Raw genomic sequence first — 14866 nt, 5'->3', positions numbered from 1 at the left:
CTCCGTGGCTCCCCTCAGGGAGCCTCGGCGCGATCGAAGGCGACTCCGATCTCGTTTGCAGCGACCTCCATGCAGGTGCGCTTCATACGGTCGGGCGGAACGGCCGAGTCGTTCATGATCACTTGGATGGCCAGCCCGTCCATCATGCAGCTTAGTCGCAGGGCGAGCTCATCGGCATCTCCTTCGGCCGGGAACTCTCCGGCTTGTTGCCCGTGGCGGATGATGTCGCTGATCGCGTCCCGCCAGCGGCGGTCGAGGACCTCCCGCTCCTTGGCCATCTCCGGGTCGCGCAGGGCCCGGACCCAGACCTCGATCCAGAGGGCCCACTCCTCGAGCCGGTCGAACTCGGGGAGCAGCCCCGGCACCGACAGGCCGATCAGACGCTCGAGCTGCTCGCGGGCCGAGTCGATCCGACGCAGCTCGCGAGACATCTGCAGGTAGTAGCGATCGTTCACGTGCGTGAGCGCGTCCGAGAGCAGGCGATCCTTCGACTCGAAGTAGTAGAGGATCAGGCCGGGCGACACACCGGCGCGCTCGGCGATGTCGGAGATCCGTGTCTCGGCCAGACCGCGGTCGGTGATCACCTTCGCCGCGGCATCGAGGATCTCGGTGTGCCGGTCCTTCGTTGGCTTCTGCCGGTTGCTGGCCACCGCCACCTCCGCGAGGGCGCTGCGCCCTGAACGCCGCTCAGAGGGCGGCCGGCGGGGCCGCCCGAACTGAATATCCGTTCAGGAGACTTTACGGCCTCTACCTGCGGTGTCAACCGCCGGACGCCCAGGATCTCGACTTGACTGACGGTTCAACCATGTGGCAGCATCCCGGGCGGTATGCCGCGTGGTCACGTCGACCGCGACGCGAGAGGGTGCCAGGTCCGGAGCGGGACCGCGAGAGGGAAGGGTGTGTGCGAGACATGGCGAACGTGTACGACGCGATCGTGATCGGCGGCGGGCACAACGGGTTGATAAGCGCGGGATTCTTCGCCAAGAACGGTGCGAAGACCGTCGTCCTCGAGGCCCGGAACAAGACCGGCGGCGCGGCCGACACGAGCGCTCCGTTCCCCGATAACCCGGACATCAACGTCACGACCTACTCCTACGTCATGTCCTTGATGCCCCCCACGATCATCCGGGAGCTCAACCTGGAGCAGCACGGCTACAACGTCACGCCGTTCGGCCCGTACTACCAGGCCTACCCGGACGGTCGTTCGATCAAGGTCTACGCGGACGACGCGAAGAAGAGCTACGAGTCGATCTCCCAGTTCTCCAAGAAGGATGCCGACACCCTGCCCGAGTGGGAGCAGTGGCTGAAGGGCGTCGCGGACGTGCTCGGTCCGCTCCTGCTCAACGTGCCGCCCAAGGTCGGCTCGATGCAGTTCGGCGACCTCCTCGACCAGGCGCGGACGGGCTGGAAGATGCGCAAGCTCGGGGTCCGCGGTGTGGCGGACGTCACCCGCCTGTTCACGATGAGTGTCTCGGACCTGTTGAACGACTGGTTCGAGTCCGATGAGATCAAGGGCATGCTCGCGGTCAACGGTGTGATCGGGACCTGGGCGGGGCCGGACGAGCCCGGCACAGCCTACGTGATGCTCCATCACTCGATCGGCGACGTCGGCGACGGGCACCTGGGGTCGTGGGGGTTCCAACAAGGGGGCATGGGCGGCGTGTCCGACGCCTGCCGACGTGCGGCGGAGTCGTTCGGCGCGGAGATCCGCACCGAAGCCAAGGTCAAGAAGATCCTCGTGCAGAACGGGCGCTCGGTCGGTGTGGTGCTCGAGAACGGCGACGAGCTGCGAGCGCCGGTCGTCGTCACGACGATCCACCCGCAGCTGTCGTTCCTCGAGCTGCTCGACCGTCACGAGCTGCCCGCGGACTTCGTCCAGGACATCGAACGGTGGAAGACGCGCTCTGGTGTGGTGAAGATCAACGTGGCGCTCTCCGAGCTCCCCGACTTCACCGCCGACCCCGGTAAGGACCTCCAGGACCATCACACGGGTTCGGTCGAGCTGTGCTTCTCGCCGGGCTACGCGGAGGAGGCGTTCCAGGACGCCCACATGGGGCGCAAGGGAGCGACGCGCCCCTTCGTCGACGGAACGATCCCGACGTCGCTCGACAAGGAGCTGGCCCCCGAGGGCGTGCACATCTTCTCGATGTTCAGCCAGTGGGTGCCCGACGACTGGAACACCGAGCCGCATCGCGACGAGCTCGAGGCCTACGCCGACCGCGCGATCGACATGTACACCTCGCTCGCGCCGAACTTCAAGGGTGCGGTGATCGACCGTCAGGTGATCGGGCCATACGACATGGAACAGGATCTCGGGTTGATCGGCGGGAACATCTTCCACGGCGAGCTGTCGGTCGAGCAGCTGTTCCACATGCGTCCGGCACCGGGCTACGCGGACTTCCGCACGCCGATCAAGGGGCTGTACCACGGCTCGTCGGCGACCCACGGCGGGGGAGGTGTCTGCGGGATCCCCGGCTGGCAGGCGTTCCGACAGGCCAAGAAGGACCGGATGGTGAAGTCCGGCACCTGATCCGGCCGCCGGACATCTCGCCGTGAGCAGTTCCGGAAGCACGCAGAGCGGAGCCACCCCGACCCCCGCCGTGGCCGATCCGCGCCGGCGGGCGGTGGCAACGATGCTGCAGGCGGGCTCGGTCGCGGTCGTCGGTGCGAGCGTGAAACCCGGATCCCTCGGCGAGTCGATGATGCTCGAGCTCCGTCGCGGTGGGTACGCCGGGGCGGTGTATCCGGTGAATCCCGGCTACGACGAGATCGACGGCTACCGGTGCTATCCGAGCATCGCCGAGGTGCCCGAACCGGTCGACCTCGCGATCCTCGGCGTTGCGAACCACCGGATCGAGCGGGCGCTGGCGGACGTCGCAGAGGCCGGTGCCAGATCCGGGGCGACCTTCTCGAGCCTCCATGAGGAGGACCCCGAGCCAGGAGCGCCGCCCCTGACCGAGCGGCTCGCGGCGATCGCCGACGCGAACGGCATGGCGTTCTGCGGTGGGAACGGTATGGGGTTCCTGAACCTCGAGACGAAGCTTCGCGCGACCGGGTTCCCGACGCCGGACGCGATGCGTCCGGGACCCGTCGCGTTCGTCTCCCACTCGGGCTCGGCGTTCGCGGCGGTCGCGTTCAACGATCGCGGGATCGGTTTCAACATCCTGGTCTCCAGCGGACAGGAGATCGTCACCGGCGTCCCCGACTACCTCGACTACGCGCTCGACCAGGACTCCACGCGTGTGATCGGGCTGTTCCTCGAGACGATCCGCCGGCCCGAGCACTTCCGTTCTGCGCTCGAACGCGCGGCGGAACGCGGGATCCCGGTGATCGTGTGCAAGGTCGGCAGAGCTGAGGGCGCCCAGGCCATGGTGGCCGCGCACTCGGGAGCGCTCGCCGGCGAGGACGGCGCGTACGAGGCGCTCTTCGACGCCTCTGGCGTTCATCGCGTCGCGAGCCTCGATGAGATGGCCGACACGCTCGAGCTATTCAGCTCCCCGCGACGGGTGCGATCGGGCAGCGGGATCGCCTCGCTCCACGACTCCGGCGGGGAGCGCGTGCTGCTCGTCGATCTCGCTGCGGACGCGGGGGTCCCGTTCGCGAAGATCTCGGGTGCGACGACCGCCGTGATCCAGGAGCGGCTCGACCCCGGCTTGATCGCCGCGAACCCGCTCGACGCATGGGGAACGGGGATCGACGCGGACGCGATCTTCGTCGACTGCCTGCGGGCGCTGCACGACGATCCGGACGTCGCCGTGCTCGTGTTCTCGGTCGATATGACGCGCCAGGGCCAGCCGTACGAGGCCGGGTACCTCGAAGTCGCGAAGCAGGTCTGGGAGCAGACCGACAAACCGTTCTGCGTGCAGTCGAACCTCGCGAGCGCCGTCGACAACGACGAGGCGCGGTACCTGCGCGAGCTCGGCATCCCGGTCCTGGAGGGGGCGGAGTCCTCCCTCCGTGCGCTGCGCCACCTGCTCGACGATCACGCGATCCGCGAACGCGCTCCTGTTCGGCCTCCCTCGCCACCGAACGCGCAGGTCCGCGAGCGCTGGCGTGCGCGGCTCGCGTCTGGAACGGGGTTCGACGAGCTCGAAGGGCTCGAGCTCCTCGCCGACTACGGCGTGCCGGTGATCGGCGCCGAGCGGGCCGAGACGCGCGAGGGGGCGCTGACTGCCGCGGCGAAGATCGGGTACCCCGTCGTGGTGAAGACCGCCGCCCCCGGGGTCGCGCACAAGTCTGACGTGGGCGGCGTCAAGCTCGGTCTCGTCGACGAGGATGCGGTCGGCGGCGCCTACGACGATCTCGCCGCGCGCCTCGGCCCGCAGGTGTCGGTCGCAGCGATGGCGCCCGCAGGCGTCGAGCTCGCCCTCGGCGTGGTCGGCGACCCGCAGTTCGGGCCGCTCGTGCTCGTCGCGGCCGGCGGGGTGCTCGTCGAGCTGCTGAAGGACCGCCGTCTGGGGTTGCCGCCGCTGGACCAGGCCGGCGCGCGGCGGATGATCGACGGCCTGCGCTCCCGCGCGCTGCTCGACGGGTTCCGCGGGGCTCCGGCCGCCGATGTCGACGCCGTCGCGCGCGCCGTCGCCGCGCTCTCGGTGCTCGCCGCGGACCTCGGGGACCGTCTGGCCGCCCTCGATGTGAACCCGATCATCGCCGGTCCCGACGGCTGCGTCGCCGTCGACGCGCTCGTGATCCCGCGCGGATGATGCTGAGGCCTATCCGCCGGCGAGGACCGCTGCTCCGACGGCGCCGCCGAGGTCGCCGAGCTCGGTCGTGAGCATCGCCGGCGCGCGGTCCGGAGCGAACAGCTGCGGCGCCATCGCGTCGGCGATCCGTTGAACGAAGGGCGCGCCGAGCCGGTCGCCGAGACCCCCACCGATCAGGACCGCCTCGACGTCGAGCAGGTTCTGGGCGTTCGAGAGCGCTATGCCGAGCGCCCAGACGGCCTCGTCGATCAGCTTGATCGTGAGCTTGTCGCCGTGATCGATCGCGCGCGCGATCACGCCACTGGTCACCCGGTCACGGCCCCGCTTGGCCATGATGTCGAACAGGTCGGTCTTCTTGCCCTTGTTCACGAGGTCGCGCGCGTGCGCCTCGATACGGGCGCGACCCGCGTACGACTCGAGGTGGCCGGGACGGCCGCACGAGCATGTCCGTCCGCCCTCTTTGACGATCGTGTGTCCGATCTCGCCCGCCGAACCGCGTCCACGACGCATGCGGTTCTCGAGCACGAGCCCACCGCCGACGCCGGTGCCGACGAACACGCCGATCACGTCCTGGTACGGGCGGGCCGCGCCACGTTTCCATTCACCGAGCATGCCGACGCGCACGTCATTGTCTATCTTCACCGGTACCCGCCGGAGCTTGCGCGAGAGCGTGCCGGCCAGCGGCACGGGGTCGGCCCCCTCGAAGCCGGGAACGTTGGGCGAACGCGCCACGGTTCCCTTCTCCTGGCCGATCTCGCCCGGGCTTCCGACCCCCACCGCCGCGAGGTCGGACGCCGCGAGTCCACCCTCGGCCAGGGCGTCCCGCACGGTCTCGGCCATCGCCGTGGCGACGTCGTCGACCCCCGAGTGCGGGGTCGGGATACGGGCCTGCCCGGCGACCTTCCGCGCGCGAAGGACGACCACCTGGATCTTCGTGCCCCCCAGGTCGATCCCCGCCGTCAGCTTCGCCACGCGCCGTTCCTCCCCCGTGCGACGCACCGTGTGACGGACTATGCCGTATCCGCGTCCGCGTCGCACGCGGAGACGGTGCGTGGCCCGGGATCGGAAGCGTCAGTTGTCGGGTATGAACTGTTCGTCCGGCACGACGTCCGTACCCCAGCCCTCGTAGTCGGAGGGGAACGTGAACGGCTTTCCCTCGGCCTTGACCTTCCGGAGCGGACGGGCGTCACGGCGAGGCTTGCCCTTGAAATCGAAGAGATGCTCGAGGTTGCTCGTGTCCGCGATCCGCGGCGTGAGGTAGTCCAGGCCCCAGTTGTCGGAGACGAACTTCAGCGGGCTCGTGAACTCGGTCGGCTCACTATCGACCATGCCCTTACGCGCCCAGGGCGAGATCGTCAGCAGGGGAACGCGGAACCCGAGCCGCGTGTGCTTGTCGGCCATCGGCGGTTCCACATGGTCGAAGAAGCCGCCCCATTCGTCCCACGTGACGAACACGGCCGTGTGTTCCCATGCCGGGCTCGCCATCAGCCCGTTCACCAGGTCGGTCACCCAGTTCATCGAGTATCGCGAGTTCCAGGGCGGGTGATCGGACAGCTCGAACCGCGGGACGACCCAGGTGACCGCCGGGAGCCGGTCGTCCTCGATGTCGCGCACCAGGTCGTCGACCGGCTTGACGTGTCGTGGCCACAGGTCGGTGTGGTAGACGCCTTCGAAGGCCGACAGCGCCGACCAGATGTAGCCCGACTGCGCCGGCTCCGGCGCGTAGTAGGCCCAGTCCACGCCCGCCTCGCTGAGCTGTTCGGGAACCGTTCGGTTCGGGAAGCAGGTGGAGTGCTTCCCGAGGTTTCCCCGCTCGTCCATCGTGAACACGTAGACGTCCTCGCCGAACGCGTCGCATCCCCAGCTCTTGATCGCCCTGCCGTCCTCGCGGCGGACGAGGATGTTCTCCGGGTTGTCGATCACGCCGGCCGCCGTTCCCGCCGCGAAGTACATGTGGTTGGGGTAGCTGGGTCCGAACGCGCTCGCGAAGAAGTTGTCCGACAGCACGTAGTCGTCGGCCCACTGCCAGTAGTTGGGCAGATCACCCCGCGAGAATGAGGAGTACCCGTAGCCGAAATTGAACGCGCCGCCGCCGAACCCGTCCATCTTGCCGTCGTTGAAGCAGTTCAACGCCGCCGAGTGATCGTGGGGAAGATCGCCGGGAAGCCATTGGGGACAATCGATCAACGGCACCTCGGTTCCGAGGTTGTCGCCCGATCGCGCTCCGTTCGCACCGGGGTAGCGACCGAAGATGTTGTCGAAGCTGCGGTTCTCGAGCATCACGTACACGACGCGCTTGATCGGCCACCGGGTCTGCGTCGCGGCGACGGTGGCGCTGGGCGACGGCGTGACGCGCGCGCCGCGCGGCTCGTCGCCGGTGCACGCGTAGAGCACTCCACCGGCGAACGCCATCGCGGAGGTGCTCAGGAACTCCCTGCGAGAGACGGGCTTGTGGACGCTGCGTTCGTGCAGATCTTCGATATGTGTTTCGCGTTGCGTCATGCGTCAGGACCCTACCAACGGTGTTCGAGGACGGTATCCTCCCGGCGTCGTTTCCGACACATCTCCACACATGGTGCATACATCCCTTCGACTCATGCTCGCGACGGGTTCGCTCGTCCTCGTGCTCGCCGCCTGCGACGGGGACGAGACCGCGACCACCCCGGCCCCGGCTCCCGTCATCACCGCGGACTCCACAGCAGCGATCCCCGTTGACGCCCAGCCACCCGACGAGCCGCAACCGAGACCGCCGACCCGCGGGAAGGTCTCCCAGGACTGCGTCGAGGGGTGGGTCACCCCCGACCCCCGCGACCCCGAGTACGGCGAGGCCCTGCGGGTGCTCCGGCGCGAGACCGCCTGGAAGGGCCCCTTCGTGGTGCACGACCTTCGGTTCTTCTCGGGGCCGGAGTCCCCTCCCGATCCGGACAAGGGGTACCTGCGGGTGGTCGAGCGTTGGTACGTGAAGGGCTACCAGCGCCGCGCCCCCGAGCTCCAGGGACGGTTCCTGATCGAGAACCGCGTGTTCGGCTCCGGCGTGTCCGCCGTGGCTCCCTACGACTCGGAAGGGTGGCGATCGCCGGACTGGATCGGGTTCCAGCTCGACACGAGCGACCCCCAGGCGAAGGTCTATCCGGGACTTCCCGGCGAGTGGCCCGGCATCCCCTACGACTTCGTCGAGGGCGGGGAAGACCTGACGCTCCCCGGCATGCCCCCCGAGGTCGTGGGCTGCGTTTCCGACTCGTAGCCGGTCAGCGCGAGGGCCATCCCGTGTACACGTCCGCGCCGCGCTTGCGGAGCTCGTTGCCGATCACGAGCCGCTGGATCTCCGAGGTGCCCTCCCAGATCCGGTCGACGCGCAGTTCCCGGTAGAGGCGCTCGACCGTGTACTCGCGCATATAGCCTCGGCCGCCGAAGATCTGCACGGCCTTGTCGATCACGCGCCCCGCGGTCTCCGAGCAGACGAGCTTGACCGCGCTCGACATCGCATGGATCTCCTTGCGTGCGGCATCGCCGCGCGCGGCTTGCCACACGACCCGGTACAGCATCGACTTCGCGGCCATGATCTCCGCGGCCATGTCGGCGAGCATGAACTCGATCGCCTGGAACGCGACGATCGGCGTTCCGAACTGCTCCCGGCGCGACGCGAACGCGAGCGCGAGGTCGAGCGCGCGCGTCGATGCTCCCATCGTCCGCGCGCCGATCATCAGCCGCTCCTCGACGAACCAGTCCTTCGTGAGGTCATAGCCGCCGCCGACCTCGCCGAGGACCCGGTCGTCCCCGACGCGCACGTCGTGGAAGGCGAAGATCGGGTGCTCGAACACGAAGGTGTGCATGTACTTCGGCGTTCGGACGAGCTCGACCCCCGGCGTGTCCTTGTCGACCAGGAACACGGTCGCCTTTGCGGGATCGCCGTCCACGTGCGCGTGGACCAGGAAGAAGTCCGCGACGTCGCCGGAGGTCACGTGCCATTTCGTGCCGTTGAGCACCCAATCCTCGCCGTCGCGGACCGCCGAGGTCTGCACCATCGACGGGTCCGAACCGGCTCCGGACTCGGTGATCGCGTACGCGTCGCGCCTCTCTCCCCGGATCGCCGGACGCAGGAACCGTTCTTTCTGGGCCTCCGTTCCCAGCGAAAGCGGGATCGAGGGACGCCAGGGGATGTCCCACAGCGCCCCCGTCGCCTTCCCCCACTGCTCCTCGATCAGGAGCTGGCGGAACAGGTCATGCCCCTGCCCACCGTCGGCGACCGCGTGGTTGATCCCGTTGAAGTTCCAGTCGAGCACGGCCTGCTTCGCGCCGCTCGCGCTCTCGGGAGTGAGGCCGTCGAGCTCCTCGCACTCGTCCTCGAGCGGGAACAGGACTTCCTCGGTGAAGGCACGCGCCCGTTGTTGGAGTTCGAGATCCTCGTCGGTCAGCTGTAGGTCCATCTTCGTCCCATCTCCTCAGCAGCCCTTGCGAAGCACGAGCGCCTCGCCGCCCTCGGCCGTCTCGCGCGTACCGACGACCCAGCCCGATCCGCTGCGGGCCGTCACGATCGCCTCGAGGCTGCCCGGGAACTCGCTGGTCGCCGGAACCTTCAACGGTTGCCATCGGCGTCCGTTCCAGCGCGCGAACACCGGCCTCGGGCCTGCTTGCGTCTGCTTCACGCCGACCGCATCCGCGCGCTTGGCCGAGGGCTGACTCACGCCGAGGACCGTCGTTCCCGCGAGCGCGACCGGCACGCGCCGGAACCTCCGTCCGTCGAACAGGGCGGCCATCGTTCCGAGAGTCCAGACGTCTCCGCCCGTCGCCTCACCGGCCGCGTACAGGGCGTTGCGCGCGCGTTCCTCCGCGAGGAACTCCCGGAAGCGCGGCCCGCTGCGAGCCTCGGCGAAGGGGATGCTCACTCGCTCGACCGGGTCGCCCCGGAACCCGACGGCCACGATCGATCCTCGAGCATCGACGACGACGTCGCGCAGGACCCCCGTCTCCGAGTCGGTCCGCTCGACGCTCCAGGCGCGGCCCTGCGAGGTGAAGATCACCGGGGTCCCTGTGCCCTTCGCGATGTCCCCCGTCCCGCCGACGGCGACGACGAGGTCGTCGGTCGCGCCCACGGCGAGCAGCGCAGTGTCGTCGGGCGGTCGTCGTGGACCCGGGTCCGGTTGCAAGGTTCTCCCGTCCCAGTGGAGGAGAACGGGGCTCTGCCCCGCTCGCTCGGTTCGGGCCGCACCGACGATCCAGACATCGTCAGGTGCGAGGACCGACACTCCGCTCAACTCCACCTGACCGCGAACGCCCCGCAGGTCCGGGACGACGAGCTCCCACGCACCGTCCACCCCATGCAGCACGAGCGGGCCGGTGCCTTGAGTCCCGACCGCCCAGACATCGCCCGGCGTTCCGTCGACGTCGTGGAGCGCGCTCGCACCGGGGCCGAGCACGTGCACGGGTACGACGTGCCAGTCCTCGCAGGTGATCTCCGGGCCCGTTGGAGCGGCGCTCGGCCGGTCGGCGTCTCGGTTCGGACCGAAGAACAACAACCCCATCGCGGCGACGACGAGGGAAGTCGCCGCGCCCGCGATCAGGGCTTGCCGGTGGCGTTCGTCCATCGAGGCGGCAACCTATCAAGGTCGCGGACCGGGTCGCTTGCAGCTCGGTGGAGGCATCGGTACGGTCCCGTTCGTGAGCGGGTTCGAACGCGACGTGGTCATCGTCGGCGGAGGCCACAACGGCTTGGCGTGCGCCGGCTACCTCGCCCGGGCCGGACTCGACGTCCTCGTCCTCGAGCGGCGTGAGGTCCTCGGCGGGGCCCCCGTCACCGAGGAGCCCTGGCCGGGCTTCCGTGTGTCGTCGGCGAGCTACGTCGTGAGCCTCATGCCGCCGCAGGTCGTGTCCGATCTCGAGCTGAAGCGGTTCGGTTACGAGGTCTCGTTGATCACGCCCGACTACTTCGTTCCGTATCCGGATGGCAGCTCGCTGACGTTGTGGGGCGATCTGGAGCGAGACGTCGCGAACATCGCGAAGCTGAACAAGCGCGACGCGGATGCCTACACGGCGTTCGACGCCTACTTCGAGCGGATCGCGGAGCAGGTGAAGGAACTGCTGTTCGTGATCCCGCCGAACATCTCGATCAAGGAACTGCCCAAGCTCGCTGCCGCGGGTGGCAAGTTCCGTCGCTGGAGCGGCCGCGATCTCTTCGAGCTCGTCCGTCTGTTCACGATGAGTGCCTCCGACTTCCTCGACGAGTGGTTCGAGGACGATCGCGTGAAGGGCGCGCTCGCGACGCAGGCCGTCGTCGGCGCGTGGGGCGGCCCGATGTCCCCGGGCTCCGCCTACGTGTTGATGCATCATTGGATCGGCGATATCGACGGTCACTTCGGCGCGTGGGGGTGGGTCAAGGGCGGCATGGGCGGGGTGTCGGAGGCGCTCGCTGCATCCGCACGCGCCTACGGCGCCGACGTTCGTGTCTCCGAGCCCGTCGCCCGCGTGCTGATCAACTCCGAGGGCCGTGCGACCGGCGTCGAGCTCGAGGACGGATCGCAGATCCGCGCGAAACGCATCGTGTCCAACGCGCACCCGAAGACCACGTACCTCGATCTCGTCGGTGAGGGCTGGCTGCCGCCGCAGGTAGCCGGCGACATCAAACGGTTCCGCACGCGGTCGGGTTCGGTGAAGGTGAACGTCGCGTTGTCCGAGCTCCCGACCTTCCCCGCGTGGGACCAGCCCGGGGAGCTCCACAAGGGACTCATGGCCGTGTCCCCGTCGATCGAGTTCCTCGAGCGAGCCTGGGACGACTGCAAGTACGGCCGTGCGGCCGAGCATCCCTACGTCGAGGTCGTCTTCCCGACGGCACACGAGCCGACGGGCCTCGCTCCCGACGGGAGGCACCTGATGCTCGGCTTCTCGCAGTACGCCCCCTACGAGCTGCGGGACGGAACATGGGAGGACGAGCGCGCGGCCTACGCCGACCGCGTGCTCGCCGGGATCGAGGAGTACGCCCCCGGACTGCGCACCCTCGTCGAGCATGTGGAGGTGCTGAGCCCGAAGGACATGGAAGAGCGCTACGGCCTGCTCGGCGGGAACATCATGCAGGGCGAGCTCAGCCCCGATCAGTTGTTCTCGTTCCGCCCGGTCCCGGGCTACGGGGACTACCGGACGCCTGTGAAGAACCTCTACCTCTGCGGAGCCGGCACCCACCCGGGAGGTGGCGTGATGGGCGTGAGCGGGAAGAACGCCGCGAGCGTCATCGTCCGCGATCACAAGCGCGAGGACCTCGTCGATCGCGTCCGCGGTCTTCCGTTCCTGCCGCGTCGCAACGGAAGCTAGGACGAGCCCTCATGCTCGTCGAACTCGCCACCGACGTCCGAGAACGGCGGGTGTCCGCCTCCGAGCTCGTCCGCCGCAGCCTCGACCGGATCGACGCCCTCGACGGCGCGATCGGAGCGGTCGTCGCCCGGCGCGACACCGAGGCCCTCGCTGAGGCGGTCGAGCTCACCGAGCGGATCGCCGCCGGGGAAGAGGTCGGAGCGCTCGCCGGTCTGCCGGTGCTCGTCAAGGACGTGGAAGACGTTGCCGGGATGCGGACGACGCACGGATCGTTGCTGCACGCGGACGATCCGCCGGCAGCGACCGACGAGGCGACGGTCCGGCGGCTGCGGGCCGAGGGCGCGATCGTCGTGGGCAAGACGAACACCCCCGAGTACGCCTTCCACGGTTTCACCGCGAACCGGGTGTTCGGAGCGACGAGTAACCCGTGGGCGCCGACCCGGTCGCCGGGTGGTTCCTCCGGGGGCGCCGGCGCCGCGCTTGCCGCCGGACTCGCGCCGATCGCGACCGCTACCGACGGCGGGGGGTCGGTCCGGATCCCGGCTTCGTTCTGCGGCCTCGTGGGGCTGAAGCCGACGGCAGGGATCGTCGGCCGTGATCCGATCCCGATCTGGCTCGACTTCTCGACGCCCGGCCCGCTTGCAACCTCGATCGCGGACGTGCGCCTGCTGCTGTCGACGATCGCCGGACCGGCGGCGGGCGACCCCGGCGCGTTGCCTTCGTGGATCCCGATGCCGGGCCTCACCCTGCTGCCGCACCGCGTCTACGCGATGGAGCGCAACTCGCCCGCCGGTCCGCTGCCCGCTCCCGTCGCCGACGCGTTCGCGGACGCCCTGGGGCACGTGGAGAGCCAGCTCGGGATCGAGGTCGAGGCGATCTCGCACGAGCGCGTCTTCGACGCGGGCAACATCGACGAGGACTGGTTCACGACGGTCGCCACCGAACACGCGCACTACCTTGGGCGCGAGACGATCGAGGAGAACGCCTACCGACTCGATCCCGGGTTCCTGGAGGCGATGCAGGAGGGCCTGTCGATCAACAGCGAGACCTACCTTGCCGCGCGCCGCCGCCGGTTCGCGTTCTGTCGGGCGCTCGACGATCTGCTCGGGGAGGACGGCCTGCTGCTGCAGGCGACGATGCCGACCGAGGGGTGGGATCCGTCGGGGGCGACGCCCGATGATCCCGCCGCCGCCGGATCGGCCACCGCGTACAACACCCAGGCGGCCAACATCACCGGTCACCCGGCGCTGTCGGTCCCCGCCGGAACACTCCCCGACGGCCTGCCGTTCGGATTGCAGGTCACCGGACCTCGATTCCGGGACGGCCTCGTCCTCGAGTTCGGCGCGCGTTGGGAGTCGGCCAACCCCTGGCGATCGGTCGCACCGGGCTACGAGCCGTTCGACGGGTGAAGGCCGGGCGGTCCGAACCTCGCGTTACGGACCGAGGTGGTAGCCGAGTCGCCGAGGGAGCGTTGCGACGAGGTTGACGAGCCGGTTCGAGTGGCGCCCGGCGTCCTCGACATCGTCCTTGTGCAGGATCGCCTTGTTCGCGACGAACATCCCTGCGGAGCGGATCGGTTCGGGCGGGAAGCGCCGGGGGCGATGACCGGCAAGCGGGAGCCGGCTCCATCGGTCGTCGGTGCCGAGCACGAGCGAGGCGAGGATCTTGCCGCCGAGGTGACTGGGGGCGACGCCGTTGCCCGTGTAGCCGAACCCGAAATGGGTCCGCGTGCCGGGCAGCGTTCCGAAGGAGGGCATGTGCGATCCGGACACGTCGATCGGCCCACCCCACGCCGCATCGATCGGGACGTCGCGGAACGTCGGGAACATCCGGTGGAAGTGTTCGGTCGTCCGCGCCACGAATCCCGGGTCGAAGGAGAAGCGCGGACCGATCCGTCGCGCGATGTCGGGCTGCATGCCACCCGCACCGAACGCGATCCGCCCGTCGGGCGTCGTGCACACGTAGTTGACCGACGCGCGGAAGTTCCACAGGCCCTCCCCGCCCGTCCATCCGATCTCCTTCAGCAGATCGGGAGCGGGCGCACTGAGCACGATGTAGCTGCCGCGCACCGTGACCCGCGAGTGGAACTGCTTCCAGTGACCGGCCCATGCGTTCACGGCGAGCACGGCCGCTCCGGCGCGGACCCGCCCGGCGGGCGTCTCGGCGAACGTCGGCGGTCCGGGTGAGAACCGACGGACCGGAGAGTCCTCGTGGATCCGCACACCCTTGTCGAGCAGCACTCGGCGCAGTCCGCGGGCGAGCCGCGCCGGCTGCACGGTTCCCGCGACCACGTTGCGTAACCCGCCGCCGAACACAGGACTCGAGATCCATTCCGCGACCTGCGCCGCCGACAGCTCCTCGACCTTGTCGCCGTGCCCGTGGCGCCGCGCGGTCTCCACCGGCTCGATCCAACGGCCCTCCTGGGCGGGTGAGGTGGCAACGCCGAGGTCGCCGCTGCGTTCGTACCAGGCATCGACGCCGTTGGATGTGCACCAGGTCCCGATCTCGATCGTGCTCTCGTCGCCGGCCTCGCACAGCGCGATCGCGTGCTCGGGTCCGAACAGTTCGATCAGGCTCTCCAGGTTCGTCCACCACCCGTTGGTGAACCCGCCGTTGCGTCCGCTCGGCCCCCCACCGCAGATGTCCTGCTCGAGCAGCACGATGTCGAGACCGGCGTCGCGCTCCAGGAGGTTCCAGGCCGTCCACATCCCCGTGTAGCCTCCGCCGACGATGACGACATCCGCCTCGTGGTCGCCCTCGATCGGCGGACAGGACGTTCCGGGATCGTCCTCGAGCGCTTCACGCAGCCACCAACTGCGTCCCTGGTCGGGTGGGAGGTCGGGCGATGTACGCATCGGAGG

The 14866-nt window shown here is 69.2% G+C and carries 11 protein-coding genes; 5 read left to right on the top strand and 6 right to left on the bottom strand.

What is annotated here, in order from left to right; genetic code table 11:
- Positions 1-14 precede the first annotated feature (14 nt).
- Positions 15-650, bottom strand: a complete 636-nt coding sequence (locus WEF05_01510) for a TetR/AcrR family transcriptional regulator (protein MEX1100576.1) — start codon at positions 648-650, stop codon at positions 15-17.
- 260 nt (positions 651-910) lie between these two features.
- Between WEF05_01510 and WEF05_01505 the strand changes: the two genes are divergently transcribed.
- Positions 911-2530, top strand: a complete 1620-nt coding sequence (locus WEF05_01505) for an NAD(P)/FAD-dependent oxidoreductase (GenBank protein MEX1100575.1) — start codon at positions 911-913, stop codon at positions 2528-2530.
- A 22-nt stretch (positions 2531-2552) separates the two neighbouring features.
- A complete protein-coding gene (locus WEF05_01500) occupies positions 2553-4703 on the top strand; it encodes an acetate--CoA ligase family protein (protein MEX1100574.1) in 2151 nt (716 codons plus the stop codon).
- 9 nt (positions 4704-4712) lie between these two features.
- On the opposite strand, the gene WEF05_01495 is transcribed toward WEF05_01500, so the two are convergent.
- Both WEF05_01495 and WEF05_01490 read right to left on the bottom strand, forming a co-directional pair.
- The gene (locus tag WEF05_01495; GenBank protein ID MEX1100573.1) at positions 4713-5675 is read right to left on the bottom strand and encodes an ROK family protein; all 963 of its coding nucleotides are present in this window, start codon (positions 5673-5675) and stop codon (positions 4713-4715) included.
- Positions 5676-5774: 99 nt separating this feature from the next.
- Positions 5775-7205 (bottom strand): alkaline phosphatase family protein, encoded by a 1431-nt coding sequence (locus WEF05_01490; protein ID MEX1100572.1) that lies wholly within the window; start codon positions 7203-7205, stop codon positions 5775-5777.
- A gap of 70 nt (positions 7206-7275) precedes the next feature.
- On the opposite strand from WEF05_01490, the gene WEF05_01485 reads away from it, so the two are divergent.
- A complete protein-coding gene (locus tag WEF05_01485; GenBank protein MEX1100571.1) occupies positions 7276-7947 on the top strand; it encodes a hypothetical protein in 672 nt (223 codons plus the stop codon).
- A gap of 4 nt (positions 7948-7951) precedes the next feature.
- Here the strand turns inward: WEF05_01485 and WEF05_01480 are convergent, their stop codons facing one another.
- A complete protein-coding gene (locus tag WEF05_01480) occupies positions 7952-9130 on the bottom strand; it encodes an acyl-CoA dehydrogenase family protein (protein MEX1100570.1) in 1179 nt (392 codons plus the stop codon).
- A gap of 15 nt (positions 9131-9145) precedes the next feature.
- Complete coding sequence (locus WEF05_01475) at positions 9146-10288, bottom strand: hypothetical protein (protein ID MEX1100569.1); 1143 nt, start codon at positions 10286-10288, stop codon at positions 9146-9148.
- A 73-nt stretch (positions 10289-10361) separates the two neighbouring features.
- Between WEF05_01475 and WEF05_01470 the strand changes: the two genes are divergently transcribed.
- The gene (locus tag WEF05_01470; GenBank protein MEX1100568.1) at positions 10362-12005 is read left to right on the top strand and encodes an NAD(P)/FAD-dependent oxidoreductase; all 1644 of its coding nucleotides are present in this window, start codon (positions 10362-10364) and stop codon (positions 12003-12005) included.
- An 11-nt stretch (positions 12006-12016) separates the two neighbouring features.
- Complete coding sequence (locus WEF05_01465; GenBank protein MEX1100567.1) at positions 12017-13414, top strand: amidase; 1398 nt, start codon at positions 12017-12019, stop codon at positions 13412-13414.
- 24 nt (positions 13415-13438) lie between these two features.
- Here the strand turns inward: WEF05_01465 and WEF05_01460 are convergent, their stop codons facing one another.
- Positions 13439-14860, bottom strand: coding sequence for an FAD-binding oxidoreductase (locus tag WEF05_01460; GenBank protein ID MEX1100566.1), 1422 nt, complete (start codon positions 14858-14860; stop codon positions 13439-13441).
- Positions 14861-14866: the final 6 nt, after the last annotated feature.

The sequence above is a fragment of the Actinomycetota bacterium genome, assembly GCA_040881665.1.
Taxonomy (GTDB): Bacteria; Actinomycetota; UBA4738; order UBA4738; family HRBIN12; genus JBBDWR01.
This window is presented reverse-complemented; position numbering and strand designations above follow the sequence as displayed.

Bases quoted from the DNA above. Each gene is read 5' to 3' on its own strand.
- WEF05_01490 (MEX1100572.1), bottom strand. From the start codon at position 7,205: ATGACGCAACGCGAAACACATATCGAAGATCTGCACGAACGCAGCGTC.
- WEF05_01505 (MEX1100575.1), top strand. From the start codon at position 911: ATGGCGAACGTGTACGACGCGATCGTGATCGGCGGCGGGCACAACGGG.
- WEF05_01480 (MEX1100570.1), bottom strand. From the start codon at position 9,130: ATGGACCTACAGCTGACCGACGAGGATCTCGAACTCCAACAACGGGCG.
- WEF05_01465 (MEX1100567.1), top strand. From the start codon at position 12,017: ATGCTCGTCGAACTCGCCACCGACGTCCGAGAACGGCGGGTGTCCGCC.
- WEF05_01460 (MEX1100566.1), bottom strand. From the start codon at position 14,860: ATGCGTACATCGCCCGACCTCCCACCCGACCAGGGACGCAGTTGGTGG.
- WEF05_01485 (MEX1100571.1), top strand. From the start codon at position 7,276: ATGGTGCATACATCCCTTCGACTCATGCTCGCGACGGGTTCGCTCGTC.
- WEF05_01475 (MEX1100569.1), bottom strand. From the start codon at position 10,288: ATGGACGAACGCCACCGGCAAGCCCTGATCGCGGGCGCGGCGACTTCC.